At 54.9% G+C, this 26,985-nt stretch carries 23 protein-coding genes and 3 tRNA genes; 10 read left to right on the plus strand and 16 right to left on the minus strand.

The annotated features are described in order from the left end of the window. Nucleotides 1-48: 48 nt before the first annotated feature. From ssnA to PGR10_RS01880, 3 genes are all read right to left on the minus strand, one after another. Complete coding sequence (gene ssnA / locus PGR10_RS01870) at nucleotides 49-1,383, minus strand: putative aminohydrolase SsnA (protein ID WP_430922822.1); 1,335 nt, start codon at nucleotides 1,381-1,383, stop codon at nucleotides 49-51. Continuing rightward, nucleotides 1,380-4,484, minus strand: coding sequence for a putative selenate reductase subunit YgfK (ygfK, locus tag PGR10_RS01875; protein ID WP_430922823.1), 3,105 nt, complete (start codon nucleotides 4,482-4,484; stop codon nucleotides 1,380-1,382). Before ygfK ends, ssnA begins: the two co-directional genes overlap by 4 nt. Nucleotides 4,485-4,753: 269 nt before the next feature. After that, nucleotides 4,754-5,323 (minus strand): NTP transferase domain-containing protein, encoded by a 570-nt coding sequence (locus PGR10_RS01880; RefSeq protein WP_430922824.1) that lies wholly within the window; start codon nucleotides 5,321-5,323, stop codon nucleotides 4,754-4,756. A gap of 34 nt (nucleotides 5,324-5,357) precedes the next feature. On the opposite strand from PGR10_RS01880, the gene yqeC reads away from it, so the two are divergent. Next, on the plus strand, nucleotides 5,358-6,116 hold the full coding sequence (yqeC, locus tag PGR10_RS01885) for a selenium cofactor biosynthesis protein YqeC (protein WP_087858452.1): 759 nt from the start codon (nucleotides 5,358-5,360) through the stop codon (nucleotides 6,114-6,116). A 42-nt stretch (nucleotides 6,117-6,158) separates the two neighbouring features. Then, complete coding sequence (gene yqeB / locus PGR10_RS01890; protein ID WP_430922825.1) at nucleotides 6,159-7,784, plus strand: selenium-dependent molybdenum cofactor biosynthesis protein YqeB; 1,626 nt, start codon at nucleotides 6,159-6,161, stop codon at nucleotides 7,782-7,784. Between the two features lie 80 nt (nucleotides 7,785-7,864). Here the strand turns inward: yqeB and arcC are convergent, their stop codons facing one another. From arcC to ygeW, 5 genes are all read right to left on the minus strand, one after another. Further along, nucleotides 7,865-8,797 carry a carbamate kinase gene (arcC, locus tag PGR10_RS01895; protein ID WP_087858454.1) on the minus strand — a complete coding sequence of 311 codons (933 nt, stop codon included), beginning with the start codon at nucleotides 8,795-8,797 and terminating at the stop codon, nucleotides 7,865-7,867. 11 nt (nucleotides 8,798-8,808) lie between these two features. Continuing rightward, nucleotides 8,809-10,215 (minus strand): dihydropyrimidinase, encoded by a 1,407-nt coding sequence (hydA, locus tag PGR10_RS01900; RefSeq protein WP_316423811.1) that lies wholly within the window; start codon nucleotides 10,213-10,215, stop codon nucleotides 8,809-8,811. A 51-nt stretch (nucleotides 10,216-10,266) separates the two neighbouring features. After that, nucleotides 10,267-11,478, minus strand: a complete 1,212-nt coding sequence (locus PGR10_RS01905; protein WP_087858456.1) for a YgeY family selenium metabolism-linked hydrolase — start codon at nucleotides 11,476-11,478, stop codon at nucleotides 10,267-10,269. 63 nt (nucleotides 11,479-11,541) lie between these two features. After that, nucleotides 11,542-12,741 (minus strand): diaminopropionate ammonia-lyase, encoded by a 1,200-nt coding sequence (gene dpaL, locus PGR10_RS01910; protein ID WP_411324797.1) that lies wholly within the window; start codon nucleotides 12,739-12,741, stop codon nucleotides 11,542-11,544. A gap of 59 nt (nucleotides 12,742-12,800) precedes the next feature. Continuing rightward, nucleotides 12,801-13,988, minus strand: a complete 1,188-nt coding sequence (gene ygeW, locus PGR10_RS01915) for a knotted carbamoyltransferase YgeW (RefSeq protein WP_015366901.1) — start codon at nucleotides 13,986-13,988, stop codon at nucleotides 12,801-12,803. A 485-nt stretch (nucleotides 13,989-14,473) separates the two neighbouring features. On the opposite strand from ygeW, the gene PGR10_RS01920 reads away from it, so the two are divergent. The 4 genes from PGR10_RS01920 (at nucleotide 14,474) to PGR10_RS01935 (ending at nucleotide 19,751) form a co-directional block, all read left to right on the plus strand. Further along, nucleotides 14,474-16,252 (plus strand): sigma-54 interaction domain-containing protein, encoded by a 1,779-nt coding sequence (locus PGR10_RS01920; protein WP_087858459.1) that lies wholly within the window; start codon nucleotides 14,474-14,476, stop codon nucleotides 16,250-16,252. 280 nt (nucleotides 16,253-16,532) lie between these two features. Next, a complete protein-coding gene (locus PGR10_RS01925; RefSeq protein WP_308958300.1) occupies nucleotides 16,533-18,182 on the plus strand; it encodes an OFA family MFS transporter in 1,650 nt (549 codons plus the stop codon). A gap of 148 nt (nucleotides 18,183-18,330) precedes the next feature. Then, the gene (locus PGR10_RS01930; RefSeq protein ID WP_015366898.1) at nucleotides 18,331-18,966 is read left to right on the plus strand and encodes a carbonic anhydrase; all 636 of its coding nucleotides are present in this window, start codon (nucleotides 18,331-18,333) and stop codon (nucleotides 18,964-18,966) included. A 110-nt stretch (nucleotides 18,967-19,076) separates the two neighbouring features. After that, complete coding sequence (locus tag PGR10_RS01935; protein WP_430923102.1) at nucleotides 19,077-19,751, plus strand: carboxymuconolactone decarboxylase family protein; 675 nt, start codon at nucleotides 19,077-19,079, stop codon at nucleotides 19,749-19,751. Nucleotides 19,752-19,840: 89 nt separating this feature from the next. Here PGR10_RS01935 and PGR10_RS01940 read toward each other — a convergent pair whose 3' ends face one another. From PGR10_RS01940 to PGR10_RS01950, 3 genes are all read right to left on the minus strand, one after another. After that, a complete protein-coding gene (locus PGR10_RS01940; RefSeq protein WP_430922826.1) occupies nucleotides 19,841-20,050 on the minus strand; it encodes a YdgH/BhsA/McbA-like domain containing protein in 210 nt (69 codons plus the stop codon). A 114-nt stretch (nucleotides 20,051-20,164) separates the two neighbouring features. After that, entirely contained in the window at nucleotides 20,165-20,515 is a 351-nt protein-coding gene (locus tag PGR10_RS01945; RefSeq protein ID WP_032711514.1) for an antibiotic biosynthesis monooxygenase family protein, read from the minus strand. 21 nt (nucleotides 20,516-20,536) lie between these two features. Beyond that, the gene (locus tag PGR10_RS01950) at nucleotides 20,537-21,223 is read right to left on the minus strand and encodes a B3/B4 domain-containing protein (protein WP_430922827.1); all 687 of its coding nucleotides are present in this window, start codon (nucleotides 21,221-21,223) and stop codon (nucleotides 20,537-20,539) included. A gap of 43 nt (nucleotides 21,224-21,266) precedes the next feature. On the opposite strand from PGR10_RS01950, the gene PGR10_RS01955 reads away from it, so the two are divergent. Together PGR10_RS01955 and PGR10_RS01960 are read left to right on the plus strand one after the other, a co-directional pair. Continuing rightward, nucleotides 21,267-21,869 (plus strand): cupin domain-containing protein, encoded by a 603-nt coding sequence (locus tag PGR10_RS01955; RefSeq protein ID WP_087858464.1) that lies wholly within the window; start codon nucleotides 21,267-21,269, stop codon nucleotides 21,867-21,869. Nucleotides 21,870-21,970: 101 nt separating this feature from the next. Beyond that, on the plus strand, nucleotides 21,971-22,288 hold the full coding sequence (locus tag PGR10_RS01960; RefSeq protein WP_113374665.1) for a putative quinol monooxygenase: 318 nt from the start codon (nucleotides 21,971-21,973) through the stop codon (nucleotides 22,286-22,288). Between the two features lie 53 nt (nucleotides 22,289-22,341). Here the strand turns inward: PGR10_RS01960 and PGR10_RS01965 are convergent. The 3 genes from PGR10_RS01965 to PGR10_RS01975 all read right to left on the minus strand — a co-directional run bounded on the left by PGR10_RS01965 (nucleotide 22,342) and on the right by PGR10_RS01975 (nucleotide 22,578). Beyond that, nucleotides 22,342-22,418, minus strand: a tRNA-Val gene (locus PGR10_RS01965). Between the two features lie 3 nt (nucleotides 22,419-22,421). Continuing rightward, a tRNA-Val gene (locus PGR10_RS01970) sits at nucleotides 22,422-22,498 on the minus strand. A gap of 3 nt (nucleotides 22,499-22,501) precedes the next feature. Further along, nucleotides 22,502-22,578: transfer RNA gene (locus PGR10_RS01975), tRNA-Val, on the minus strand. A 249-nt stretch (nucleotides 22,579-22,827) separates the two neighbouring features. Between PGR10_RS01975 and PGR10_RS01980 the strand changes: the two genes are divergently transcribed. Continuing rightward, entirely contained in the window at nucleotides 22,828-23,397 is a 570-nt protein-coding gene (locus tag PGR10_RS01980) for a TIGR00730 family Rossman fold protein (RefSeq protein ID WP_430922829.1), read from the plus strand. 85 nt (nucleotides 23,398-23,482) lie between these two features. On the opposite strand, the gene mdtK is transcribed toward PGR10_RS01980, so the two are convergent. After that, nucleotides 23,483-24,856 (minus strand): MdtK family multidrug efflux MATE transporter, encoded by a 1,374-nt coding sequence (gene mdtK, locus PGR10_RS01985; protein ID WP_087858465.1) that lies wholly within the window; start codon nucleotides 24,854-24,856, stop codon nucleotides 23,483-23,485. Nucleotides 24,857-25,086: 230 nt separating this feature from the next. On the opposite strand from mdtK, the gene PGR10_RS01990 reads away from it, so the two are divergent. Continuing rightward, nucleotides 25,087-25,722 (plus strand): riboflavin synthase subunit alpha, encoded by a 636-nt coding sequence (locus PGR10_RS01990; RefSeq protein ID WP_087858466.1) that lies wholly within the window; start codon nucleotides 25,087-25,089, stop codon nucleotides 25,720-25,722. Between the two features lie 50 nt (nucleotides 25,723-25,772). Here PGR10_RS01990 and cfa read toward each other — a convergent pair whose 3' ends face one another. Beyond that, the gene (gene cfa / locus PGR10_RS01995; protein ID WP_015705219.1) at nucleotides 25,773-26,921 is read right to left on the minus strand and encodes a cyclopropane fatty acyl phospholipid synthase; all 1,149 of its coding nucleotides are present in this window, start codon (nucleotides 26,919-26,921) and stop codon (nucleotides 25,773-25,775) included. Between the last annotated feature and the right edge of the window lie 64 nt (nucleotides 26,922-26,985).

Below are 26,985 nucleotides of genomic sequence, written 5' to 3' on the forward strand. Positions count from 1 at the left end.
AAAAATAAACCCGGTACAGCGACCGGGTTTTGTTTTTGCGTGATGGGATTATGGCAATGCATCCATCCGCTGCCACATCTTCTTCGCCACCTTCCGCGCTTCGGCGAAAATCGTATCGCAATCAATAGCGAACTGCCGATCCTCATAGATCATGACGCCATTCACCATCACGCTATGAACGTGGCTGGCCCCCATACCGAAGGCGATGTGCCCGGCGAGATTCGCCGCCAGCAGCGGCGTCGGCGGAATATAATCGCTGATGGTTAAATCCGCCTTATAGCCCGCCTCAATACGGCCGAAACGGTCGTTAAAGTTGCGGCTAAGCAGCGTGTTGCCGTTGCTTAATGCCCGCGCAAAGCTATCCGGCCACAGCGGCCCGCCGGCATCACGGTGTTTAAAGAAGGCGAACTTGAGCTCTTCAAACATATCGGAGCCGATACCGTCGGTGCCCAGCGCCAGGTTGCGAAATGCCGTCAGCTGCTGGTTATAGCCAACATGGTTGTTCATGTTAGAGCGGGCGTTATGGACAAGAAAACCATCGTGCGCGTTCAGTAGTTCAATATCAGCTTCCGACAGATACAGCCCGTGCGCTACCAGCGTTTTACTATCGATGAGATCGAACTCCGCCAGGCGTACCAGCAGATCTTTACCGTAGTGATGGTGGCTATGAGAAACGTCGTAACGGTCTTCCGCCATATGAATATGCAGGCCGCGCCCGGTTGTTTTTAATGCTTCGCGAAGCATTAATAGCCCCTCATCAGGAACCGTAAACGGCGCATGAGCCCCGATATGCGCTTCTACCAGATACGGCTCGTCGCCGCTTTCCCGCGCCCGATCGATTTCGCGGGCAAAGCGGATATTTTCCTCGACGCTTGCCTGAAGTTCCTGCAGCCCGCCGTTACGGTCGGTGGTTTCAAAACAGGTCATGCCGCGCAGGCCGACCTTGATGAAAGCGTTACGTAACTGACTTAATGACCCAGCGATATAGTTTGGCGACGCGCTGTGGTCAATGACGGCGGTGCAGCCGCTGCGAATGGCCTCCAGCGAACAGATAAGCCCGCTGTAGTATAAGGATTCCTCATCGAGCGCGCGGTCCAGTCGCCACCACAGATTTTTCAGCGTCGAGATAAAATCGGGACTCGGCGCGATATTGGCCTGGATCCCGCGCGACAGGCCGGAATAAAAATGGTTATGCGAGCAGACCATTCCCGGCATCACCAGTCGGCCGTGCATTTCCTTAATACGCGCCTGCGGATAACGCGGGCTCAGGTTCGCGCCTGTTTCGAGAATTCTGTCATTTTCGATGACGATATCGACACCTTCTTCCACTTTTGCCGGATAAAGCTGTGCAAGGGTGGCATTTTTAAGCACTAAGATACTCATACTTCGACGGCTCCCAGCAAATAGTGATGATGTTGATGGACGTGGCTGATGATGCGGCACATGGCATCCAGCTGCGGCGGTACTTCAACGAACTGACCCTGAGTATCGATTTCCAACTGCCAGATCAGACCGTCCTGGCGGACATGAACCCGCTGCTGTTCCACGAGGAAACCCGGATTACTGCTGTTATTGAAATCCTGTTCGAGGCTAAAAACGGTGACTTTGTCTTTATAAGGTTTGCCTTGCCATGGGCAGAACTGCGCGCAGTTGCCGCATTCGTTGCAGTACGCATCGAGGTGCAGCGTCTGGAAGCGGTTGTCGAACCCCGGTACCGCAATTGAGACATTGGCGCGGTTCGGGCAGACATCAACGCACTTGCTGCAGACGTAATTACATTCGAGGCAGCGTTCCGCCTCCTGCGCGACAAAAGCATCGCGGTCGTCTTTATCAACCTGAGCGATAGCAATGGTCCCTTTGCGGCGGTAGATGTCCGCGGGATCGACGTTATTCCACTGTTTATCGCCGAAGTGGCTGCGGATATTCTCGCGCTTAAGGATTGCATCGCTGGCGCGACGGGCGTTGCCTATCGCCGAGACGATTGAAGAAGGGCCACGCTGTACGTCGCCAATCAGGAATACATTAGCCAGCCGGCTTTCGCCATCAGCGTTGACTTCAGGCCAACCGCGATCGTTGAGCGGGATCCCCATAGCCGCCAGCGCTTCGCCATCCTGCTGTTCACCGATGGCGGTAATCAGCGTATCGACCTGCAGCGTCCAGGTTTCATCGGTGGGCATTGGGCGACGTCGACCTTGTTCATCAGGCTCGCCGAGGGCCATGGTGCGGACGGTCAGCGTGCCGTCAGCGGCGAAATGCTCCGGGTTACTGAGAAAACGGAACGTAACGCCATCCTGAAGGGCTTCTTCGTACTCCTCGCGCCATGCCGGCATCTCCTGCTGGGAGCGGCGATAAATCACCGTCGCTTTCTCAACGCCCGGGATGCGCAACGCCGCGCGGGCGCAGTCCATTGCGGTGTTACCCGCACCGACAATGGCCACGTGTTTACCCACGTTCAGGCGATCGCCTTGGTTGAACGCGCGCAGGAAGTTGAGCGACTTATGAATATTCGGGTTATCGCCGCCAAGCTTCACGCCGCTGTTTTTGTCGGTGCCGGTGCCGATCAGTACATAGCGATAACCCTCCTGACGGAGTTTTTCGACGGTGAGATGCGGGTCGCAGCCGTAGACAATATTGACGCCGTGATTAACAACGAACTCAATATCCTGCTGGATAAGTTCAGCGGGAATGCGGAAATGCGGAATGATATTTTTTACCACTCCGCCAGCGTTGGCTTCGCGCTCAAATAGCGTGACCGGGTGGCCGGCGCGGGCGAGGAAGTAACCCGCCGCCAGCCCCGCCGGGCCTGCGCCAATCACCGCAACCGGATTTCGGCTGCCGGAACCTGCCGGTTTATGCCAGCGGCGTTGGTATTCCGGCCAGCCTTTCTCAAGGGCGATTTTTTTCAGCTCGCGGATATTTAACGCGCTGTCATAATCAAGACGCGTACAGTTGTACTGGCACTGGTGATCGCAGATATGGCCGGTGATCGCCGGCAACGCGTTACGTTGATAGATAAGCTCCAGCGCATCGGCATAGCGCTGCTCGCCCATCAGGCGAATGTATTCCGGAATATCCTGTTTGATGGCGCAGGCGCTGACGCAAGGGGCGACGTAGCAGTCGGTTAACGGCAGCGGCTCGCCAACGTCGATGCGATCGTCTGGCTTCCAATGTTTTTGCGTGTACTCCATGCTGACCGCTTTTTCCGCCAGCGCGTTCAGGCGCTTGACGTCGACCTGATTCATTTCCCAGCCATCGGCCTGCTCCAGCTCGCGCATGCACTGGCTAAGACGCAGATAACCCCCGGGTTTCAGCAGGTCGGTCGCCATGGTAATGGGGCGGATCCCGGTTTCAAAGATATCGCGAATATTGAGCTGGCTGGCGCCGCCGGAGTAGGAGATCGGGAGTTTGCCGTCGAATTCACGCGAGAGCAGCGCCGCAACGTTGATGGAGAGCGGGAACAGCGCGCGGCCGGACATATACATCTCATCGCCGGGCAGTGCGCCTTTATTGTTGACCGTGCCGAGGGTGTTGGTCAGCTTCACGCCGAAGCCAAGTTGTTTACTTTTCGCCAACGCCATCAGGCGCGTCAACATTTCCAGCGCCTGGCCGATTTTAAGATCGTGTTCAAAAGATTCTTCATTCAGACCGATATAGTCAAAGCCGCAGGTGTCGAGAATTTCGCGTACCCGCGGGTAGCCCAACAGCGTCGGATTGAGCTTCACGAAGGTGTTGAGCTGCTTCTCTTCCAGCATATAGCGGCAGATCGCTTCGATTTCATCTGGCGGGCAACCATGCATGGTCGAGAGAGTAACCCCTTGTACCAGTTTTGCCGGAATGCGCTCCGCGAGCGTCGCCAGCCGTGGGCGAATATCATCCAGCGACAAGCGGGTGAGGAAGGCGTCATCATGCAGCCAGCGGTTCAGCGTGTCGCGGTACTGGGTAAATTTGGGTTGCCCGGCGGCGTTCATCATATTATCGATAAACTGCTGCATCGGCGGTTGCTTGATCCCTTCCAGGTTATAACCGACGCTCATATTGAAAATAAAGGACTTACCGTTCTTCGCCGGCGTGAACGGGAAAACCTCTTCCAAAAGATGCAGAATAAACCATGCTTTAAGATACTCATCCCACGCTTTTTGCAGCGTAAATTCCGTAGACCATTCGGTGTTAAAGCATTCGTCTTCAGCATCGATGCAGGGTTTTTCCAGCTCAAGCCGGTCGAGGATCTGTACGGTTTTCAACTCGATAAATCGCCCACCGGTGAGCCAGGCGGTGATGATGTTCTGCGCCAGTTGGGTATGTGGCCCGGCGGCGGGGCCGATTGGGGTGGCGCAGCTTTCGCCGAAGACGCTTACCCGGCGTTGGTTGGCAGGCGAATAGAACTGCTGCTCAGGAATACCAAAAATGGAATGGTGTTGTTGATACTCATCGAAAATGCGCGTCAATAATTCCTCAAACGGGACGGGACGCATGATATCCCCCATAACCCTCTCCTTTATTTGTGCAATCAAATTTGCCGGTTAGTGGTGCTTATTCCGACGGATAGTTAAGGAGGAGCAACAATCGAACCAGTTATTAAAGGCAGAAGGTTTGAATAATTAAAAATGTGAGAGAGATCTAAAGAACACCTGGCTTTGTGAATAGGCTCACGCTATGGTAATGAGAATTAAAATCACTCTATATTTTTATTCGGCGGGATTTCTCAAAATAAACGGCGAAATATCACAATGATAATTTCCCGACAAAGGCATGATTAATCCTGGTTTTGCAGGCGAATAAAATCAGCAGGGGTATCGATATCCCAGACCATTTGCGGAAAATCTAACTCCAGGCAGCGATGGCGGCTTTGTAATAACCGTTTGCGCATTGAGCCTGGTCCCTCGAGAGTGATAAGTTGGCGCAAGTGCGCGCCGGCAATAAGAATGGGATGGCCCGGTACGCCTTGATATTGCGGAAGAAGAGCGCTGTCTCCGCGATGTTGCCACAGCCGCTGGAAAAGTGCAGCCGGCAGGCAGGGTAAATCGCCGAGGGTGATAAAACAGTAGTTGTTTCGCACCTGGCTTGCGCCGGCGCAAACAGAAGTAAACAGACCCTGCTGATAGTTGGGATTATAAACCAGGGTTATTTGCGGATGCGCCGAATAGCGTTGATGTAACTCCTCTGCGCGAAAACCGCTCACCAGAATAATACGCGAGCAGAATTGCAGGGCATTTTTTATACTTGCATCAAGTATTGTCGTTCCACGCCAGGGTAACATCATTTTCCACTGTCCCATCCGGGAGGACAATCCGGCGGCGGTAATAATACAATCGACCTGTCTCATACTCCTCCCTGAATAATGGAATCCTGGCCAGCGCATGGAAAATATACCGCATATGCAATCGCTGTTTTGTGATTTAGGCGTAAATGATGGTCCGCTGCTCATTTCCGCCGTCGGCGCGGGAGGCAAAACCAGTACCTTAATGTGGCTGGCGCAGCGTTTTCTTGAGTCTGGCCGGCGAGTTCTGCTCACCACGACCACCCATATGTATCTCCCGGCATCACTACCTGTGGTGATTTGCCGCGAACCGCTGGCGCTGCCTGTCGAGGTTTGGCAGCGGCCGCTGCAGGCCTGTTACGCCTCATGGCTCGCCCCTGCGGGTAAGGTTCGTGGGTTTAGCCCGCAACAGCTTGATGCGCTGGTTGCCGCGGGGCGCGTGGATGTGGTGCTGGTAGAAGCTGACGGGGCTCACGGTTTCGCCTTAAAAGCGCCAGCTGAGCACGAACCTTGCATACCTCAATCCTGTTGCTGCGTTATTGCCGTCATGGGGGCCTGGAGGCTCGGGCAAAACGTTGGGCCAGCGACCGTTCATCGCTGGCCCCTTTTTTCCCGGATCACCGGCGCGGCGCCGGATACGGCGCTGAGTTGGCCAATGCTGCATCGCTTAATTACGCATCCGCAGGGAGCGTTTAAAGGTGTTCCGCCATCCAGTCGCCGGATCCTGCTGCTGAATCAGCTTTCTCAAAATGAGAATTTACCGGAGGAGGCGCTGTTGCAGCAGTGGGGGATTAACGCCCTGTGGGCGGGAGCGGTACAAGAGCAACCCGCGATAACGCGACGACGAACAACAGAGTGACGCCCCGGCTTGGGCGCATAGCGGATATCCATTGAGGTTGTTATGAATATTTTCTCTGAAGCGGCAAAACTCGAAGCACAGAATCGCCCGTTTGCGCTGGCGCAGATTGTCGATAGCCGCGGCTCAACGCCGCGCCATTCGGCGCAGATGTTAATTCGTGAAGATGGTTCGATAGTCGGCACCATCGGCGGCGGCATGGTTGAGCGCAAAGTGATTGAACAGGCGCTGGAAGCGCTCAGCGAAAAAGCGTCGCGCATGTTTCATGGGCGGATGGCGCGCAGCGGCAGCGATGCGGTCGGCTCCGATTGCGGCGGGGCGATGTCGGTCTATATTAGCGTACATGGCCTGCGCCCGCGTCTGGTGCTGATCGGCGCCGGGCACGTGAACCGCGCGGTGGCGCAAAGCGCGGCGCTGCTCGGTTTTGAGGTGTCGGTGGCCGATATCTATCCAGAGAGTCTGAACCCCGACTATTTTCCGCCGGCAACGCAGTTGCTGCATGCCGAAACCTTCAGTGAGGCGGTGGAAAATCTGGCGATCCGCGGCGATGACTTTGTGTTAATCGCCACCAATAACCAGGATCGTGAAGCGCTGGATAAACTGATTGAACAACCGGTCGCCTGGCTTGGGCTGCTGGCGAGCCGCCGTAAAGTCCAGGTGTTTTTACGCCAGCTGCGGGAGAACGGCGTTGCCGCAGAACATATTGCCCGCCTGCACGCGCCGGTCGGCTATAACATTGGCGCCGAAACGCCGCATGAGATAGCGATTAGCATTCTGGCGGAAATCCTGCAGGTAAAAAATCGCGCGCCAGGCGGCCTGCTGATGGCGGCTGCCACGCCTGCGCAGCAGCAGTTGGTCGCTATTCGCGGCGCCGGCGATATCGCCAGCGGCGTGGCTCTGCGCCTGTGGCATGCCGGGTTCAAAGTGGTGATGCTGGAAGTGGCGAAGCCGACGGTTATCCGCCGTAGCGTCGCTTTTGCCCAGGCAGTCTTCGACGGTGAAATGACGGTAGAAGGGGTGATGGCGAAGCGGGTGTCATCCGCTCAGGAGGCCATCCGGGTAATTGAAAATGGCGTGATTCCGGTATTGGTGGATCCGCTGTGCGAATCGCTGACTGAACTGCGCCCTGTCTGCGTGGTGGATGCCATTCTGGCGAAAGAGAATTTTGGTACGCAACGAGAAATGGCGCCAGCGGTTATTGCGCTGGGTCCTGGTTTTTGCGCCGGCGTGGATTGCCATGCGGTGATTGAAACCAATCGCGGTCATTGGCTGGGGCAGGTGATTTACGATGGCAAAGCGCAGGAGAACACCGGGGTTCCAGGTAATATTCTTGGCCATACTTCCCGGCGGGTGATCCGCGCGCCGGGGGCCGGGGTGATGCGCGCGAAGGTGGCGCTGGGTGATATTGTGAACGAAGGTGATATCATCGCCACCATCGGCGAGGCCGAGATTATTGCGCCATTAAGCGGTATGGTGCGCGGTTTGCTCAGCGATGGGTTAGTGGTCGAGAGCGGCTTTAAAATTGGCGATATCGACCCGCGCGGCGCCAGCGCCGATTTTACCAGCGTCTCCGATAAGGCGCGCGCCATTGGCGGCGGGGTGCTTGAGGCGCTGATGACGCTGATGAATAAAAGAGTAAAAGAGAAGAGTGAGTTATTGTCGGTGGCGTAGATAGCAGCACGAAGCCGGTGTTGATGGCCTCAAAATCCCCGGTGGCGCTACCGCTTACCGGGGCTACATTCGGTGCCTTTTTACCCTTCAATGACCGTACCGGTTTTTCCTTCAATCCCTTCTTTGGCTTTATTTAATACGGTGATGAGCGCTTTGCGTCCCGGACGTGAACGGGCGAATGACGCGGCGGCCTCAACTTTCGGCAGCATTGACCCCTTAGCGAAGTGGCCTTCACGAATGAACTGCTCGGCATCGCTGAGCGACAGCTTATCCAGCCACTGCTCGTTGGGTTTGCCAAAGTTGATTGCCACTTTCTCGACCGCGGTCAGGATGATCAACATGTCGGCGTCGATCATCGCCGCCAGTTTAGCGCTGGCCCAGTCTTTATCAATTACCGCGCTGGCGCCGCGCAGATGATTGCCTTCGCGGATTACCGGGATCCCGCCGCCGCCCGCGGTGATCACCACGTGGCAGGCATCCATTAGCGCTTTGACCGTCTCTTTCTCAATAATATCAACCGGCTGCGGCGAGGCGACAACCCGGCGATAGCCGCGTCCGGCATCTTCTTTCATGATGTACCCCTGACGCGTCAGCTGTTCCGCTTCCTGTGCCGTGAAAAAAGAGCCGATAGGTTTGGTCGGATTTTTGAACGCCGGGTCGTTGGCGTCGACTTCCACCTGGGTGATGATTGTCGCCACCGGGATATGCATCGATCGCGACAGCAGCTCCTCGCGCAGGGCGTTTTGCAGGTCATAGCCGATATAACCCTGGCTTAGCGCCACACAGACCGACATGGGCAGCATCGGGGTATGGGCCTCGGTTTTGGCAGCGGCTTCGAAGGCAAGGTTAATCATCCCAACCTGCGGGCCGTTGCCGTGGGTCACGACCACCTGGTGGCCCTGAGCTATCAGGTCGACAATAGCCTGCGCGGTTTGTTTGACGGCCTGCATTTGCCCGGCCAGATCCTCGCCAAGCGCGTTACCGCCGAGGGCGAGTACAATTTTCTTACTCATGAATGCCTCACTTAAGATGTGGTTCCGCTGACCGGAAGGTGAGCGGTAGAAAAGGGATCGCGGCGTAAGAAGCGCCCTTGGCCAGCGCTGCCGGTAAAGGTGCCATTATCAAAAATGACCCGACCATGCGATAAGGTCTGGCGAATCGCGCCCTGGCAAATAAAGCCCTCCCAGGGTGAATAGTCGGCGTTGTCATGCAACATCTCATGGCGGATCGTGGTGGTGCGCTGCGGATCGATAATGACGACATCGCCGTCTGCGCCGGGCGCTAATCGTCCTTTTTTCGGCCACAGGCCAAACAGCTTCGCGGGAGTGGCGCTGGTTAGCGCGACGAAACGCTGCGCTGAGATCCGCCCGGTCATGACGCCGTGGGAAAACATGAGCAACAGGCGGTTTTCCACCCCCGGTAGGCCGTTCGGACAGCGGCTGAAATCGCCTCCGGAGAGCTGCTGGCGTTGGGCCATCGAGAAAGCGCAGTGATCGGTCGCCACCACGTCGATCGAACCATCGGCGATACCACACCACAGCGCATCATTGTTGCTGGCGTTGCGCAGCGGCGGGCTTAACAGATATCCCAGCGCGTCTTCGCGTTCATAGCACCGGTCGTCAAGCAGCAGATATTGTGGACAGGTTTCAATCCACACCGGCTGGTGCCGCCGCTGGGCGAGACGCAGATAATCCAGCCCCAGGCCGTTGGAGAGATGAACGATATACAGCGGCGCGTTGTCGGCGAGCTGGGCGAGGTTGATCATTCGCGCGATAGCCTCCGCTTCACACTCCAGCGGGCGGCTAAGGGCGTGGTAGCGCGGCGCGGTTTTACCGGCCGCCAGAAATTCGGCCCGTTTACGGGCGATAGCGGCGTCGTTTTCCGGATGAACGGTGGTTAGTGCGCCGGCGCGGTGGAGATGGCGCATCGCCTGAAGCACTTCATCATCGTTCAACTTATACTGGTAGGTCAGGTAGAGCTTGAAGCTGCTAATCCCGGCTTCAACCATCATCGGGATTTCATCGAGGATGGCATGGTTGATATGCTGGATAACGCCGTGAAAACTGTAGTCGATCACCGCTTTGTAGGCAGCATATCCGTGATAGGCCTCTAGCTGATGACGAAGGCGGCAGCCGGCGGGGCCGAAGCCCATATGATCGACGATAGTGGTGGTACCGCCGCAGGCGGCGGCGCGGGTGCCGGTGAAGAAATCATCGCAGCTGCGGGCATGCCCGGTATCAATATTAAAATGAGTATGAACGTCAATGCCGCCGGGCATGACATAGCAACCTGCGGCATCGATAGTCTGGCAAGGTTCGGTCGGGGTAATCCGTTCGGCGAGCTGGCTGACCAGGCCGTTTTCAATGAGCAGATCCTGTTTTGCCTGGCCGTCGGCGTTGACCACGATGCCGTTTTTAATCAGTACGCGCATAAAAACTCCAGACTCCCGCCGACGCGCGGCGGGAGGAATAACCGTACAAACTTACTCTGTGGCCAGCCAGCTCAGCGGGATTGCGGCGTACATTGCGGCGCAGGTCACCAGATGCTGTTTCCAGGTTTTTTCATTTGGCGCATGGGCTTCCGGCTCTTTACCCGGACCGAAACCGATAACCGGGATGCCGTGACGGCCCATGATGGAAACGCCGTTGGTGGAGAAGGTCCACTTGTCGACCACCGGCGCTTTACCGAACAGCCCTTCATAAGCGTTGCAGAGCGCGCGCACGGTGAAATGATCCTCTTCCACTTTCCAGGTCGGGAAGTAGCATTCCGTTGGATAAACCAGCCCAGTCCATGACGGACGCTCATAGTTGTACATTGAGACCACGGCGCCGGCCTTCTGCACGGCAGGCAGGGCGCGGATTTCATCCAGCGCGCCTTCCCAGGTTTCGCCCCAGGTCAGACGGCGGTCGATAGAGACCGCGCAGCTGTCGGCAACCGCGCAGCGGCTTGGCGAGGTGAAGAAAATTTCTGAAACGGTGAGGGTGCCTTTACCCAGGAACTCATCGTTGCCCAGGTTATGGGAGAGCTCCTGCAGCTCGTTAAGAATCGGCCCCATTTTGAAAATCGCATTATCGCCGCGCTCTGGCGCCGAGCCGTGGCAGCTGACCCCCTGGACATCGACACGAATCTCCATACGCCCGCGCTGGCCGCGATAGATTTGGCAATCCGTCGGCTCGGTACTGACCACGAATTCCGGGCGAATGCCGGACTGTTCGATGATGTACTGCCAGCACAGACCGTCGCAATCTTCCTCCTGAACGGTACCGGTCACCAGCAGGGTATATTCATCTTCCAAACCGAGATCTTTGATGATTTTTCCAGCGTAGACCATCGACGCCATCCCGCCTTCCTGGTCAGACGCGCCGCGCCCACCGATCAGTTCGTCGGTTTCCATTCCCTGATAGGGGTCAAAGGTCCAGTTCTTGATGTTACCGATGCCAACGGTATCGATATGCGCGTCCATGGCGACCAGTCGCGGGCCGTGGCCGATATAGCCCAGCACGTTGCCCATCGGGTCGATCTCGACTTTATCGAAGCCGACTTTTTCCATCTCTTCTTTAATACGATGCACGACGCGTTTTTCGTCACAGCTTTCGCTGGGGATGGCGATCATATCGCGCAGGAAGCGGGTCATATCCTGCTGGTAGTGGTTTGCTTTTTCGACAATCAGTTTGAAAGGAATGTGCTTAGCCATGAATTAACTCTCCGGTCCTGGTTTCCCGCTTCGCGGGATGAATATGTTGAATAAGTTGAACGTTTAGTGTGCTGCCGGCAGTTTGCCTTCCCAGACGACCTCGCGGTAATGCTGCACGTCGGTGTCGCCTTCAGTGCTGATGACCAGCACCACGGAGTGAGTATCAAGCCCCAGCTTGTTCATTAGCGCCTGGCGCTCGGGATGGAAGTGGACGGCGGCCAGCGTTCCGAGCCCGACGGCGCCGGATTCCCCGGAGATAACCCGGTGGTCATTGCCGACAGGATTACCGAGTACGCGCATACCGAGGGCGGCCACGGCATCCTGGCAGGAGATAAATTGGGTGGCGCAGTTGCGCAGGATTTCCCAGCCCAGCGGGTTAGGTTCGCCGCAGGCCAGTCCTGCCATGATGGTGGCCATGTCGCCGCCGACGTTGACGATGTCGCCTTTTACCCCGGAGCGATAGATGCAGTCCGCCAGTTCAGGTTCCACAATCACCGAGTGCAAATCGCGGGCGCCGAAGACGTCGACCAGATAGCCGAGCACGCCGCCTGCCATCGCGCCGACACCGGCCTGCAGGAAGACGTGGGTAGGGCGAGCAATGCCCATCGCCGCCATCTGTTCTACCGCTTCATCGGCGAGGGTGGCGTAACCTTGCATAATCCAGGTCGGGATTTTGGTGTAGCCTTCCCATGCGGTGTCCTGTACCACTTCCCAGCCGTTTTTCTGTGCGGTTTGCATGGTAAAACGCACGGTATCGTCGTAGTTCATATCAGTAACGATACATTCCGCGCCGAGGCGCAAAATGGCATCCACGCGTTCCTGCGCTGACCCTTTCGGCATGTACACCACCGCGTTTTGCCCTAGCTGCTGGGCGGCCCAGGCGACGCCGCGCCCGTGGTTGCCATCGGTGGTCGTGGCGAAAGTCATCTTCTCTTTGATGGTGGATTTGAGGGTATCAAACGAGAAAGCGTTAATATCGAGATGGTATTTTTCGCACAACAGTTGAGCGATGGCGTAGGCGCCGCCGAGCATTTTGAAGGCGTTGAGGCCAAAGCGCTGGGATTCATCTTTTACCAGGATGTTCTTTACGCCGAACAGCGTCGCCAGTTCCTTCAGGGCATACAGCGGCGTCGGTTGGTAACCGGCGATTTTTTGATGAAAATGGCGCGCCTGTTGCGCCTGCTGACGAGAGAACAGCGGCGAAGTTTCACCGGTAAAGAAACGGTTGTCGGCAATATCCATTTTCAGCGAAAAAGCAGACATATTCTGTCCTTATCCTTCTTTGGAGTCGGGAAAGCCGGCCCGCAGACCGGCTCGCGAAGTTATTTGATGCGTTTTTGCGCGTCCTGTAGCAGTTGTTCCAGCAACTGACCGGGTTTGGCATATTTGCGACAGAGGATCATGGCGGCGATGATGTATGGCTTCCAGCTGGCCTCTTTATAGGTGGCGATACGGTATTTCTCGAACACCGCTTCGGTGACTTCGCCCTCCTCGCAGGAGACGCCGGTAATATCCGCCGGCAGGCAGTGCATATACAGCGCGTCACCGTCTTTGGTGTGCTTCATCATCTCTTCGGTACAGTGCCAGTCCTTGTGATTGGCGTTCTGGGCGAGACAGGCTTTTTCCAGTGCTTTCAGCCCGTCATGGTCGTTGGCGCGCAGTAGCTCGGTGCGCTGTTCCATCACTTTGTATGGCGCCCAGGATTTCGGGTAAACGATATCGGCGTCTTTAAAGGCTTCCGCCATATCGGTGACCTGACGGAAGCTGCCGCCGGATGCCGCGGCGTTTTTCTTCGCCACTTCGATAACATCCGGGATCAGATCGTAGCCCTCAGGATGGGCGAGGGTGACGTCCATACCGAAGCGGGTCATCAGGCCGATAATCCCCTGCGGAACGGAAAGCGGTTTGCCGTAGCTTGGTGAGTAGGCCCAGGTCATGGCAATTTTTTTACCTTTCAGATTTTCCAGCGAGCCGAAGTGCTCACGCAGCCAGGCCAGGTCGGCCATCGCCTGTGTCGGATGGTCAATGTCGCACTGCAGGTTAATTAATGCCGGGCGCTGCGGCAGTACGCCCTGTTTGTGGCCGTCATCCAGCGCTTCGCCGACTTCACGCATATAGGCGTTGCCGGCGCCGAGATACATATCGTCGCGGATACCGATAGCGTCAGCGCAGAAGGAGATCATATTGGCGGTTTCACGTACCGTTTCACCGTGGGCTATCTGCGACTTACCTTCGTCGAGGTCCTGCTGCGCCAGGCCGAGCAGGTTTAACGCCGAGGCATAAGAGAAGCGGGTGCGGGTGGAGTTATCGCGAAAGACCGAAATACCCAGCCCGCTGTTAAAAACTTTTGTCGCGATGTTTTCCGCCCGTAACGTTTTCAGCGCTGCGGCGACATCCAGCACCTGCTTCAGCTCGTCCGGCGATTGCTCCCACGTCAGCAAAAAGTCTTTTTCATGCAGGTTAGAGTTGAGCTTATTGATATCCTTGATCAGTTCGTTAACAGTTTTCATATTTCGATCCTGGTAGTGAATGACGGCTTATTGATTGCTGTGCAGTCGAAATGACATTGATGTAAGTGGCGACGGCCAGCGCTGTATTACCACTAACAATAAGCGTGCCAGTTATAATTGAGCCGCGGTGGCTGAGCGGAAAAACCGGAAATTATGCGAGGCGGGTCACGAAAAATGGCTTATAACGCTCGCTTGATGGAAATGAAATTCATTTGCCAGTTGTTACGGCAAATTAAATTTGAGCCATCAGACAAGCGTAGATATCGATCTGCGACGATGAGTTTGTCACCAAAATGATAATTTTGACCTGCGGATTATCATATTGAGAGGAAAATGTGATACCTCTTCCATATTTTCTTTAAGCTGTAAAAAAGCGCAGGGTTGGCACCTTTTTTCAGGTCGGCCGGCGGTAGTATGATAAACGCAGAATAAAAAGAGTCGATCTTCAGCATTTTCTTTCGGCTACTGATATTAAAAGGTCAATTATGATTCCCTCCAATTCGCTATCCGTTTTAATGCAGATTCAGCCAACGATTCAACGTTTTGCCCGCATGCTCTCCAGCGTGTTACAACTCGAAGTCGAGATTGTCGACAATACGCTGTGCCGGGTCGCCGGTACCGGCGCCTACGGTAAATTCCTGGGGCGAAAATTAAATACAGATTCGCGACTTTTACGTTACATAATAGAAACAAAAAAAGAAAAGGTCGTGACTCATTCGCGTTTTGATCCCTTGTGTAAAGGTTGTACCAATAAAGAGAACTGTAAAGAGAAGGCATTTCTGGGTACCCCGGTGATTTATCAGGAACAGTGTGTCGGGGTTATTAGTCTGGTCGCCTTAACTCGCGAACAGCAGGAGCGCATTAATGACAACCTCCACGAGTTCTCAGATTATGTACGCCACGTTTCTTCAATATTTGTCTCCCGCCTGTTAGAAGACCAGGGTGGGGGAGACAATATGCTTAAAATGTTTTCCACCATGATTGAAAACATGGATCAGGGCGTGCTGGTGGTTAGCCAGGATCAAAAAGTTAAATTTGCCAATCAGGCGGCGATGAAAATCCTTGGTGCGAATCACGGCAGTATGATTGGCAAAACTATTCATTTTCGTCCGCTGACTTTTGCGCAAAATTTTATTCGCGGCCATGTTCAGCACGTGATTTCATTTGATGATAAGAAAGAACTGATTATCGGTCAGCTGCACGCTATTCAGGATCAATGGCTGTTCTTAATGGCCTTCCACCAGTCGCATTCGTCAGCCGATCTGGCGCCACCGCAGGATGGCCCGCAGATTGAACAGATGGTTGGCGAATGTCGGCCAATGCGTCAGCTGAAAAAACTGATTACCCGCGTGGCGCCAAGCCCGTCGAGCGTGATGATCGTCGGTGAAAGTGGGACCGGCAAAGAGGTGGTCGCTCGCGCGGTGCATAAGCTGAGCGACCGACAGGCGAAGCCTTTCATCGCGATCAACTGCGCGGCCATCCCCGAGCAGCTACTGGAGAGCGAGCTCTTTGGCTATGTCAAAGGCGCATTTACCGGGGCCTCGGCCAACGGTAAGACCGGTCTGATTCAGGCGGCTAATCACGGCACGCTGTTTCTTGATGAAATCGGCGATATGCCATTAACCCTGCAGGCCAAGCTGCTGCGGGCGATTGAATCGCGCGAAATTCAGCCGGTGGGCGCCAGCCACCCTGTACCGGTCGATATCCGCATTATTTCGGCCACCAACCAGAACCTTGAGCAGTTCATTGCCGAAGGGAAATTCCGCGAGGATCTGTTCTATCGGCTTAATGTCATCCCACTGCGCCTGCCGCCGCTGCGCGAGCGTCAGGATGATATCGAATTGCTGATTCACTATTTCCTGCATCTGCACACCCGTCGGCTGGAGCTGGTCTATCCCGGCGTGTCCCCGGAAGTCATCGCCTTACTGAAGAACTACCGCTGGCCGGGCAATATTCGCGAGCTGAGTAACCTGATGGAGTATCTGGTTAACGTGGTTCCCTCCGGCGAGGTGATTGATCTTTCTCTGCTGCCGCCAAATCTTATCAGCAGCGGCAAAGTCACCGAGCGGGAAAGCACCCGGGCAGCGCCAGCCAGCGTTGCGAAAGAAGAAGAGGGGGGAACGGCGCTGGAGGAGATGGAAAAACAGATGATCCGCGACGCCCTGACGCGCTATAGCAATAAAAAGCAGGCCGCCGATGAGCTCGGGATCGGCATTGCGACGCTGTATCGCAAAATCAAAAAGTATGAGCTGGTCGGGGTTTGATAAGCCGTATCACTCTGAGAGCAACGTTTATCAAAATCGCCGATCGTTATTGATCTGGCAACGAAAATGCCCTTATACGCGGAAAAGAGAAAATCACTACCGCTGATTTTCTCTTTTTTTACGCCTTTGAACTTCATCTCGTTAGTCCTTATCCGCTCTGCTTGCTCGCTTCAGTCACCATTTTCTGTTCGTTTTTTCAGCGGCTGGCATTGTTCTTGCCTTTACCGTTTGCCATCGGCTGCTGCGATAGCCGGCAAACAAACATGATAAGGACAGGAACATGGTGCAGATAAATGAGAATCTCGCGACTCCGCCCGTTTCATCGTTGAGTCGTTTTTTTGCGAAGCCCCGCATTATTGCTAAACCTGGATTTAACCGCTGGCTGGTCCCACCCGCGGCGCTGGCGGTGCATTTGTGCATTGGTATGGCCTACGGCTTTTCCGTCTATTGGCTGCCAATGTCGCAGCTGATCGGCGGCAGCGCGCCGCTGCAGTGTCCGGTCGATATGTCGTTCTGGCAGCAACTGGTTACCCGCCAGTGCGACTGGAAAATTTCCCTGCTCGGCTGGACCTATACGCTATTCTTCGTTTTTCTCGGCTGCTCCGCGGCGCTCTGGGGAAGCTGGCTGGAGAAGGTTGGCCCGCGTCTGGTGAGTTTTGTCGCCACCCTCTGCTGGTGCGGCGGCCTGCTGCTGGCGACCGCGGCAATCTATTTTCATCAGCTGTGGCTACTGTGGTTGGGCGCCGGCGTGATTGGCGGCATTGGCCTGGGGCTTGGCTATATCTCGCCGGTCTCAACGCTGTTGCGCTGGTTCCCTGATAAGCGAGGGATGGCCGCGGGAATGGCGATCATGGGCTTCGGCGGCGGGGCGCTGGTGGGAGCGCCGCTGGCGAATTGGCTGATCAATTTTTTCGCCGATGGTCAGGAAAGTGGGGTATGGCAAAGCATCCTGGCGCTGGCGGCGATTTATGCGCTGTTCATGCTCTGCGGCACTTTTGGTTACCGTCTGCCGCCAATGGGCTGGCATCCGCGCGGCGCGAAGGCGCAGCAAGCCATCAGCAAACAGCCAACCATTCAGGTTCACGTCAGCGTCGCGTGGCGTACCCCGCAATTCTGGCTGCTGTGGCTTGTGCTGTGGCTCAACGTTACCGCCGGGATTGGCATTCTCGGCATGGCCTCGCCGATGCTGCAGGAGATTTTTGCCGGAAAGCTACTATCCCTGGATCTGGGCTGGCAGGAACTCAATGCAGAACAACTGAAGCGCATCGCGACAATGGCGGCGGGATTTACCGGCCTGCTCAGCCTGTTTAATATTCTGGGGCGCTTTTTCTGGGCTTCTGTTTCCGATATGTGCGGCAGGAAAGCCACCTTCGCGCTGATCTTCTTTCTGGGAACCCTCCTTTACGGCACACTGCCGTTGATTAACCACGGCGGCTACGTGGCGTTTTTTGTCTGTGCGCTCTGCGTGATTATCTCTATGTACGGCGGCGGTTTCGCGACCATCCCGGCATATCTTGCCGATGTATTTGGCTCACAAATGGTTGGCGCGATCCATGGTCGTCTGCTGACTGCCTGGTCGGCGGCCGGGATCAGCGGCCCGGTGCTGGTCAACTATTTGCGCGAGTACCAGCTGGCGCAAGGCGTGGAACCCGCGAGAATTTATGACATCACGCTGCTGGCGTTGACCGGGTTGCTTATCATCGGCTTTATTTGTAATCAGCTGGTTCGGCCGATTCCGCAGAAATATGCCATGACCGCGGAGCAACAGCAGCAGGCGAGGGGGCTGTATACTATCAATAAAGACGCGCAGCTGAGCTGGGAACCGACGCCCGCGCCGCTGCTGCTGACGCTAAGCTGGCTGGCCGTCGGTATACCTTTGCTGTGGGGAATGGGCACCACCTTGCAACAAGCGGTGAAGTTCTTTATGTAGACCCACAGAGGCAAGCACCCAACGGGCAGGTTGGGTGCTTATTGCACAGCTATTATCAATTACGATTCCCATTCTGCGCTTCGGTGATACACTAGCTAAATGTGATCTTTGTCATATCGTAATTACTACAGAGAAAAGAGACACTGCTATGCAACATATCATTGAGGGCTTCCTCAACTTCCAGAAAGAGATTTTCCCGCAACGCAAAGAGCTCTTCCGCAGCCTGGCGTCGAGCCAAAACCCAAAAGCGTTGTTCATCTCTTGTTCTGATAGCCGCCTGGTCCCGGAGCTGGTTACCCAGCAGGAGCCAGGGCAGCTGTTCGTTATTCGTAATGCCGGTAATATTGTTCCCTCTTTCGGGCCGGAGCCGGGCGGCGTGTCTGCAACTATTGAATATGCCGTTGTCGCCCTCGGTGTGACGGATATCGTTATTTGCGGTCACTCTAACTGCGGCGCGATGAAAGCCATCGCCACCTGCCAGTGTCTGGAACCAATGCCTGCCGTTTCCCACTGGTTACGCTACTCCGACGCGGCGAAAGCGGTGGTAGAGAAGAAAACCTGGGCCAGCGAAACCGATAAAGTGAACGGTATGGTGCAGGAAAACGTTATTGCCCAGTTGAACAACATTAAAACGCATCCGTCGGTTGCGGTTGGCCTGCGCGACAAAACCCTGCGTCTGCACGGCTGGTTCTATGATATTGAAAGCGGCGATATTCGCGCGCTGGATAAAGACACCAAAACCTTCGTCTCACTGTCGGAAAACCCGGAAGTCTACTTCGAATAATATCCCCCAGGGCAAGGAAGCCCTGTGCATCGTTATAAATAATTCATGAACCCATCTCATAGGTCTGTTCGTTTTTGCCTGGCTAATCAATCCCCTGCCAACTTTCTATAATCTTTTTCTCCTGTCGATACTTTCCGTTTGGAGAACAAACGATGCAAAACCCATTGAACTCGCGCCAACAGGCGCTGATCCCGGTTGCCGCCCTGGCCGCTGAAGGCAATATCGAGTCGCTGGGCCCGGCGCTGGAGACCGCGCTGGATACCGGCCTGACGATAAATGAGTTAAAAGAGACGCTGGTGCAGCTGTACGCCTATTGCGGCTTTCCGCGTAGCCTGAATGCGCTCTCCTGCCTGATGAAGGTGATAACCGAGCGTCAGGCGCGAGGCGTTATTGATAACGAGGGGGCGACAGCGACCCCGTTACCGGAGAATTGGGATAGCCTGCAGGCCGGTAGCCGTAATCAGACACAACTGGTAGGGCAGACGGTCAGCGGGCCGCTATTTGATTTTGCGCCAGCCATCGACTGCTATCTGAAGGCGCATCTGTTTGGCGATATCTTCCAGCGTGACGTCCTGGATTGGCCGACGCGCGAGCTGGCGACGATCTCAATGCTGGCCGCACTAACAGGCGTGGAAAGCCAGCTGAAGAGCCATTACGCGATTAGCCTGCACAACGGGCTGACGGCGCAGCAGCTGCGTGGATTTATTGACGTGCTGGAGACAAAAGTCAGCGCCGAAATAGCGGAAAAGGCCTCGGCGGTACTGGAGCAAGTGGCAGGTAGTTGAAGCATCGGTGGAGAGGACAACGACATTGTCTTCGCTGAAAAGCAGCGCGGCGCGCCAGAGATAAAGCCTGGCGCGTCACACTCGCACTATTATTTGCTCAGTTCCGCAGTCATATAGACGCGGTTATTGAACTGGGCGCTGGTAATCTTATAAGACGCGCCTTGCTCGGCAGCCTGGGCGGCAATTTTCGCTTCCGCACGGTCGAGGGTTGAAGCGGTTGCCGTCACGCTCTGGGCAAAAGCACCGAATGACATCAGGGACAGCACGGTAACTGCAGCAAAATTTTTGATGGATTTCATGGTCATATTCCTTAAAGATTTTGTTTGGTGAGGAGCGCTGTTGCTCCGATGTGATAAGAATAGAACCAATGATGATTGTTTAAAATCGAAACAATTTTCCTATCTTGTTCAAAATCACTGATGTTGTGCTTGATAGCGTAGTGGATACTCCGCAAGTGGATGGGGCAGGTTCATATTGTGGCTGCCCTCAATCTCGGCAACGATGGTTTGATAACCGGCGATCCAGCGTTGCCCCTGAGCTTTGGCCTGCTGGTGTTGCAGATGGTTCATCATCATTTCCATAGACTGTCGGTCGCGCCAGTAGTAGTTGTTGATGATTCGGCCGCTGGCAGCATCATGATAGCTCTCCATACCGATAAATCCCTCCAGCGACTGGGTATAGCGCTCGATCTCGCCGTCCAGTTGATAAAAGTCATCGTCGTACTCTTTCTTCTCAAATATAAAACTGGTTAAAAATAGTGACATTACCTGCTCCTGTGTCTGACTTTATAGGCTGATTAGCGTGGACTGGTGGCTCAAACCGGGCATCATCTGCTCCAGCCCCCCGGTAAGCATGCGGCCGGCCTCATGCAGCGCTTCGAGCGGCATCTCTGGCAGGCTTTCCAGAATAAACCACATCTGCGGGTCGCGAGCGCTCAGGCGGGTACGAACCCCCTGTCGCCAGTTCCAGCGGCGGCAGGTCACGCCGCGATCGTCACGCCAAATGACCTCTCCCGGTTCCGGTGATTCAACGGCGGCTAAGCCTTCCTTCATCGTATCAAAGGGCTCAGAGCCGTCGGCGATGACCAGACGCGGCGCGCCGCAATAGGCGGCGATGTTCTCGCCGCCGACTGGAACGGCATACCGCAGGCTGACGGCATTGTAGAGGTCAACGACCGGGTCAATTGCCGGCATGGCGCCATCGCGAAGTACGCGTTTACGCAACGCCTCTGCGGAACAGGGCGTGCGTTTCGGTTTAGCGCCAAACGCTTTGAATACGGTAGACCATGCCGCGAGATGGTCCTCCGCCCATGCGGGATCTCCGGCTAATACCGCCTGACAGGCTGTCGCCAGTGCGGCTTCACCGATAGAAGCATCACGTAGCGGCGCAGCGTTGACGGTAATACTCAGCGCCCGAAACCCCGGGGCGATCGCGGCTAACTGTGGGCTAATTGACGGTAATGGGTGAGACATTGCATAATCCTGTAATGACTGATTTAGAGCATAATATCGACCGATGAACGATAAAGTCAATATAACGACCGATAACAGCAACGATCTCAGCCGCATTAATGAGGCGGTATCGCGGCGTATTAAGCAGTTTCGACGCGAAAAGAAGATCTCTCTCGACGAGCTTTCTCGCCGCGCCGGCGTCAGTAAAGGGATGCTGGTGGATATCGAAGGATGTAGGGCGAATCCCAGTATCGCGCTGTTGTGCAAAATCGCTGCGGCGATGGGGGTATCGGTGGCGGAGTTTGTCAACGTTGCCAGTGAGCCGATGGTTCATCTTATCGACCGTGATGCGATTCCGGTATTATGGCGCGGCGAGCAGGGCGGCAGTGCCAGGCTGCTGGCCGGCACCAGCGGACCGGATATGCTTGAACTCTGGCAGTGGCGGATGTTGCCTGGCGAATCGTTCCGTTCACCGGGGCATCCGGCCGACACCTACGAACTGCTATACGTGACCGAGGGAGAACTCACCCTGACGGTGAATAATGACCCATATCAGGTGGCTGAAGGGTGTTCTGCGGTAGCACGTACCGATGTGCCACATGAATATTGTAATTTCAGTCAGTTGCCCGTCGTCTTTACCATGACGGTGTATGAGAAAGGGCGCTGACGCGGACTCTGGCGTAATTCTGGCTTCACCACTACGCTGAATAATTCACGCCCTGGATAGATATAGCCTCCAGGGGAATACGGTGAGCCAGAGGAAACCTTATGAGTGAAGTCAAAATTGTTGCCACGCTAACTCCCCATCCTGAATATATCGATACCATCAGAGAGGCGGCATTAGCCATGGTGCCGCCGACGCACAGAGAAGCAGGGTGCCTGCAATATGACCTGCACGAAAGCCGGGAGATCCTTGATGTCAGACAGCTTTCCCGGCAAGGAAAGATCTCATTTGTGTTTATTGAGCGTTGGCGTTCGGAAGACGATCTGAAACAGCACGTTGCGATGCCCTATCATGACGATTTTCTGGCGATTCTGGAGGGGAAACTGGAGAGTATTCAGGTACAGCGACTGATGGCGTTATAGATAAAAGTAAGAGGAAATAGGAGAAATGCGCACCAAATCAATAATGATTGAAATGGTGCGTCCGAGTGGACTCGAACCACCGACCCCCACCATGTCAAGGTGGTGCTCTAACCAACTGAGCTACGGACGCAAATGGTGCGTTTAATTGGACTCGAACCAACGACCCCCACCATGTCAAGGTGGTGCTCTAACCAACTGAGCTATAAACGCAAATGGTGCGTTCAATTGGACTCGAACCAACGACCCCCACCATGTCAAGGTGGTGCTCTAACCAACTGAGCTATGAACGCAATGTTGTGGTGACAACGGGGACGCATATTAACGGCAGGGAGGCCGTGTGGCAAGAGGCAAACGTCACTTTTCTTGCAGAATAGACGCGTTTGCAGAACTTTTATCCATGTCGCCCATATTTTACTGATGATAAAGGATATTTCTTCAACAATCTCCTGCTCCGTTGCGTTTTTCTGCCCGGATTGGCAGGGGAGACGCTCACCAACTTTATGCTAGAGTGTGCGGCAAATAAACGACGGAGCGCAGTAATGAAAGCAATTGGCATTTTTTGTGGTTCTTCTACCGGGGAAAACCCGATTTATCAGGTTTACGCGCAACAGGTTGGCAAGGCGCTGGCGCAAGCCGGGGTGGAGCTCGTATATGGCGGCGGTAAAGTAGGACTCATGGGCGCCGTGGCAGACGCCGCATTAGAACACGGCGGGCGGGTCATTGGCGTAATGCCGCGCGGGCTGGTGGAGCGTGAAATTGCGCATGGCGGATTAAGCGAGCTGCATGTCGTTGAGAATATGCATGAGCGCAAAAACAAAATGTCGCTGCTGGCTGACGGCTTCATAGCCATGCCGGGCGGAGCCGGAACGCTGGAGGAGATTTTTGAACAGTGGACCTGGGCCCAGCTCGGTATTCATGAAAAACCCTGCGCATTTCTGAACGTGAACGGCTATTACAATCCACTGCAGGCAATGGCGGAGAAAATGGCCGCCGAAGGGTTTATGCACCGCCGCTATGCTGAGATGCTGACTTTTAGCGATGATGTACAGGAGATTTTAACCGCATTCCATCGCTATACGCCGCCGCAGCGCAAATGGCTTGAGAAGTAGCGCTATTTTTTAGTCGGTTTATTATTTAACGCCAAAAAAAGGGCAAACCGTTTCAACGGCTTGCCCTTTTCTTTAGCGTTTCTGGTTAGCGCGCGGCGCGCTGCAGGATCACGCTTGACGGCTGACGTTGCAGGAAGCGCATGCGCAGCATCATCATGATGGCAGCGGAGGTCAGGCCGATGATAAATCCGCACCAGAATCCCGCAGGCCCCATCCGCGGCACCACAATATCGGTCAGCGCCAGCAGATAACCGCTTGGCAGGCCTAGCACCCAGTAAGCGGTAAAGGTAATAAAGAAGATCGACCGGGTATCTTTATAACCGCGCAGAATACCGCTGCCGATCACCTGGATGGAATCGGAAATCTGATAAATCGCCGCCAGCAGCATCAGCTGTGAGGCCAGTAACACGACCTCCGGGTTATCGTTGTAAAGCAGGGCAATCTGCTTACGCATCAGGATCGTGAAAATCGCGGTGATCATCGCCATGCAGACGCCCACGCCGACGCCGGTACGCGCTGAAGTCTGGGCATCCAGCGTCGAGCCCTGCCCGAGGCGAAAGCCAACGCGGATGGTCACCGCCGCCGCCAGTGAGAGTGGCAGAACGAACATCAGCGAACTGAAGTTAAGGGCGATTTGATGCCCTGCGACATCGATAATCCCCAATGGCGAAACCAGCAGCGCCACAACCGCGAACAGCGTGACTTCAAAAAACAGCGCCAGCGCGATCGGCAGGCCTAACTGTACCAGCCGTTTTAATACCGAAAAATCAGGTTTACTGAAACGCTCAGCGCAGCGGATATCGCGCATTGAGCGCGCGCGGCGCACCCAGGCCAGCATGCTGGCAAACATGACCCAGTAGACCGAGGCGGTCGCGACGCCGCAGCCGATGCCGCCAAGTTCCGGCATACCGAAATGACCATAGATAAAAATGTAGTTCACTGGAATGTTGACCAGCAGGCCGATAAACCCCATCACCATTCCGGGCTTGGTTTTTGCCAGCCCTTCGCACTGGTTACGCGCGACCTGGAAGAACAGATAGCCCGGCGCGCCCCATAGCAGCGCACGCAGATACCCCACCGCTTTGTCGGCAAGCTGTGGGTCGATGTTGTGCATCGAGCTGATGATATAGCCTGCGTTCCACAGCACCACCATTACCAGTACGGAGACAAAGCCCGCCAGCCAAAAACCCTGGCGTACCTGCTGGGCGATGCGATCGCGGCGACCGGAACCATTAAGTTGGGCGATAACCGGCGTTAACGCCAGCAGCAGACCGTGGCCAAACAGGATGGCAGGTAGCCAGATCGAGGTGCCGATAGCCACGGCGGCCATATCGGTTGCGCTGTAGCCGCCGGCCATCACCGTATCGACAAAGCCCATCGCCGTCTGGGCGACCTGCGCCAGAATGACCGGGATAGCCAATGCTAATAACTGACGCGCTTCTATAAAGTACTTCTGCACGTGAACACCTTTATATTGTTGTTATTTTGAGACTAAAAAAGCCGCCTTAAATGGCAGCAAGAAGAAAATACAGGAGGAATTTCCAGTCTATTGTAGCGAGGATTAGCCATTAAGCCAGTGAAAAAATGGTGGGGGCACGATGCGCGCTGGCAACCTGTTTGGTCAACTGTTATTGTTCCGCGTATATATAACGGTAATGATACCGTCACGATTCTCAACAGGAGCAAAGTATGTTTACTGGTATTGTACAGGGGACTGCGAAAGTGGTGTCCATCGATGAGAAACCGAATTTCCGCACCCACGTGGTGGAGCTGCCGGCGCATATGCTCGACGGCCTGGAGACCGGTGCTTCGGTGGCGCACAATGGCTGTTGCCTGACCGTTACCGAAATTGACGGCCCGCGAATCAGCTTTGATTTGATGAAAGAGACGCTGCGTATCACTAATCTTGGCGCTATCCATGAAGGTGATATGGTCAACGTCGAGCGAGCGGCGAAATTCAGTGATGAAATTGGCGGTCATTTGATGTCGGGCCATATTATGACCACCGCCGAGGTCGTTAAAATCCTCACCTCGGAAAACAATCGCCAGATTTGGTTTAAGGTGCAGGACCCGGCGTTGATGAAATATATCCTGTATAAAGGGTTCATTGGCGTCGACGGTATTAGCCTGACGGTTGGCGAAGTGACCCCGACTCGTTTCTGCGTGCACTTGATTCCGGAAACGCTGCAGCGCACGACGCTTGGCGTGAAAAAACTCGGCGATAAAGTGAATATCGAAATCGATCCGCAGACTCAGGCGGTCGTGGATACCGTGGAGCGCGTGCTGGCGGCAAAAGAAGCGGCGCAAAAAACCGCCGAGGAATAATCAAAAAAGCCCCCGTAGAAGCGTATTTCTGCGGGGGCTTTTTTGCGAGTCTAGCGGGCTACGCGCAGGCCGTGTTCAACACCGCGCGAGAAGACGACCTGCCAGAGCTGAATATCGCGGGCGCGGAAGGCACCGGCGCAGGCATTCAGATAATAGGTAAACATGCGTTTGAAACGGTCTGAATAGTTATCGGCAATATCCGGCCAACTGGCAAGAAAACGCTCGTACCAGGCCATCAAAGTAGTGTCGTAATCGGCGCCAAAGTTATGCCAATCTTCCATCACAAAATGCTTCTCGCTGGCATCGGCAATATGGCGTACCGACGGCAGGCAACCGTTAGGGAAGATATATTTATTAATCCACGGGTCGACGTTGTGATCGGTAATTTTTGAGCCGATGGTGTGCAGCAGAAAACGACCGTTTGGTTTTAAATTACGATCGACAACTTCAAAATAAGTGGCGTAATTTTTAGGCCCCACGTGCTCGAACATCCCGACGGAGACGATACGGTCAAAACTCTCATGGAGATCGCGATAGTCCTGCAGCAGAATATTGACATCTAATCCTGCACAGCGCTCCTGCGCCATTTTTTGTTGTTCGGCCGAAATGGTCACGCCCGTCACGCTGACGTTATAGTTTTTGGCCATGTAATAGGCCAGTCCGCCCCAACCGCAACCGATATCCAGCACTTTCATTCCCGGCTCAAGCTGCAGTTTGCGACAAATAAGATCTAATTTATCCTGCTGCGCCTGCTCCAGATTTTCGGCCTCTTTCCAGTATCCGCAGGAGTATTGCATATAGGGATCGAGCATGCGGTGGAAAAGGTCGTTGCCTAAATCGTAGTGTTCTTTACCCACAATCCAGGCGCGTTTTTTACTTTGCAGATTGAACAGGCGAGCGCCAGCGATACGTAGCGTATCTTTGAAATGGTGGGGGAGTTGCTTATCCAGCCCGGCGCGCAATACCTTGTGAAAGAATATATCCAGGCGTTCGCATTCCCACCAGCCGTCCATATAGCTTTCGCCTAATCCGAGAGACCCTTCCTGTAACACACGTTTAAAAAAGAGCGGGTTTTTTACCCGGATATCGGAGGGTGCGGAACCATTGATTTCAATTCCGGCACGGCCCAATAATTCAGCTGCAATCCGGTACCAATCATCGTTTGGTACACTTACTTCTTCTATACACGATGAACTCATAGCTTCTCCATCACGCCCAAGTGATCAGAACCTTAAAACAGCGTAGACGCTTTTTTGGCTTTGT

This window comes from Klebsiella sp. 141198 (assembly GCF_050600785.1).
Classification (GTDB): domain Bacteria; phylum Pseudomonadota; class Gammaproteobacteria; order Enterobacterales; family Enterobacteriaceae; genus Klebsiella; species Klebsiella aerogenes.

What these genes read in the sequence shown, in the direction of transcription:
- ygfK (WP_430922823.1), bottom strand. Translation starts at nt 4,484, where the DNA reads ATGGGGGATATCATGCGTCCCGTCCCGTTTGAGGAATTATTGACGCGC.
- PGR10_RS01980 (WP_430922829.1), top strand. Translation starts at nt 22,828, where the DNA reads ATGAAAGCAATTGGCATTTTTTGTGGTTCTTCTACCGGGGAAAACCCG.
- PGR10_RS01955 (WP_087858464.1), top strand. Translation starts at nt 21,267, where the DNA reads ATGAACGATAAAGTCAATATAACGACCGATAACAGCAACGATCTCAGC.
- dpaL (WP_411324797.1), bottom strand. Translation starts at nt 12,741, where the DNA reads ATGTCTGCTTTTTCGCTGAAAATGGATATTGCCGACAACCGTTTCTTT.
- PGR10_RS01960 (WP_113374665.1), top strand. Translation starts at nt 21,971, where the DNA reads ATGAGTGAAGTCAAAATTGTTGCCACGCTAACTCCCCATCCTGAATAT.
- arcC (WP_087858454.1), bottom strand. Translation starts at nt 8,797, where the DNA reads ATGAGTAAGAAAATTGTACTCGCCCTCGGCGGTAACGCGCTTGGCGAG.
- PGR10_RS01940 (WP_430922826.1), bottom strand. Translation starts at nt 20,050, where the DNA reads ATGAAATCCATCAAAAATTTTGCTGCAGTTACCGTGCTGTCCCTGATG.
- PGR10_RS01990 (WP_087858466.1), top strand. Translation starts at nt 25,087, where the DNA reads ATGTTTACTGGTATTGTACAGGGGACTGCGAAAGTGGTGTCCATCGAT.
- yqeB (WP_430922825.1), top strand. Translation starts at nt 6,159, where the DNA reads ATGAATATTTTCTCTGAAGCGGCAAAACTCGAAGCACAGAATCGCCCG.
- PGR10_RS01905 (WP_087858456.1), bottom strand. Translation starts at nt 11,478, where the DNA reads ATGGCTAAGCACATTCCTTTCAAACTGATTGTCGAAAAAGCAAACCAC.
- cfa (WP_015705219.1), bottom strand. Translation starts at nt 26,921, where the DNA reads ATGAGTTCATCGTGTATAGAAGAAGTAAGTGTACCAAACGATGATTGG.
- hydA (WP_316423811.1), bottom strand. Translation starts at nt 10,215, where the DNA reads ATGCGCGTACTGATTAAAAACGGCATCGTGGTCAACGCCGACGGCCAG.
- PGR10_RS01880 (WP_430922824.1), bottom strand. Translation starts at nt 5,323, where the DNA reads ATGAGACAGGTCGATTGTATTATTACCGCCGCCGGATTGTCCTCCCGG.
- PGR10_RS01945 (WP_032711514.1), bottom strand. Translation starts at nt 20,515, where the DNA reads ATGTCACTATTTTTAACCAGTTTTATATTTGAGAAGAAAGAGTACGAC.
- PGR10_RS01925 (WP_308958300.1), top strand. Translation starts at nt 16,533, where the DNA reads ATGGTGCAGATAAATGAGAATCTCGCGACTCCGCCCGTTTCATCGTTG.
- ygeW (WP_015366901.1), bottom strand. Translation starts at nt 13,988, where the DNA reads ATGAAAACTGTTAACGAACTGATCAAGGATATCAATAAGCTCAACTCT.
- yqeC (WP_087858452.1), top strand. Translation starts at nt 5,358, where the DNA reads ATGGAAAATATACCGCATATGCAATCGCTGTTTTGTGATTTAGGCGTA.
- ssnA (WP_430922822.1), bottom strand. Translation starts at nt 1,383, where the DNA reads ATGAGTATCTTAGTGCTTAAAAATGCCACCCTTGCACAGCTTTATCCG.
- PGR10_RS01930 (WP_015366898.1), top strand. Translation starts at nt 18,331, where the DNA reads ATGCAACATATCATTGAGGGCTTCCTCAACTTCCAGAAAGAGATTTTC.
- PGR10_RS01920 (WP_087858459.1), top strand. Translation starts at nt 14,474, where the DNA reads ATGATTCCCTCCAATTCGCTATCCGTTTTAATGCAGATTCAGCCAACG.
- PGR10_RS01950 (WP_430922827.1), bottom strand. Translation starts at nt 21,223, where the DNA reads ATGTCTCACCCATTACCGTCAATTAGCCCACAGTTAGCCGCGATCGCC.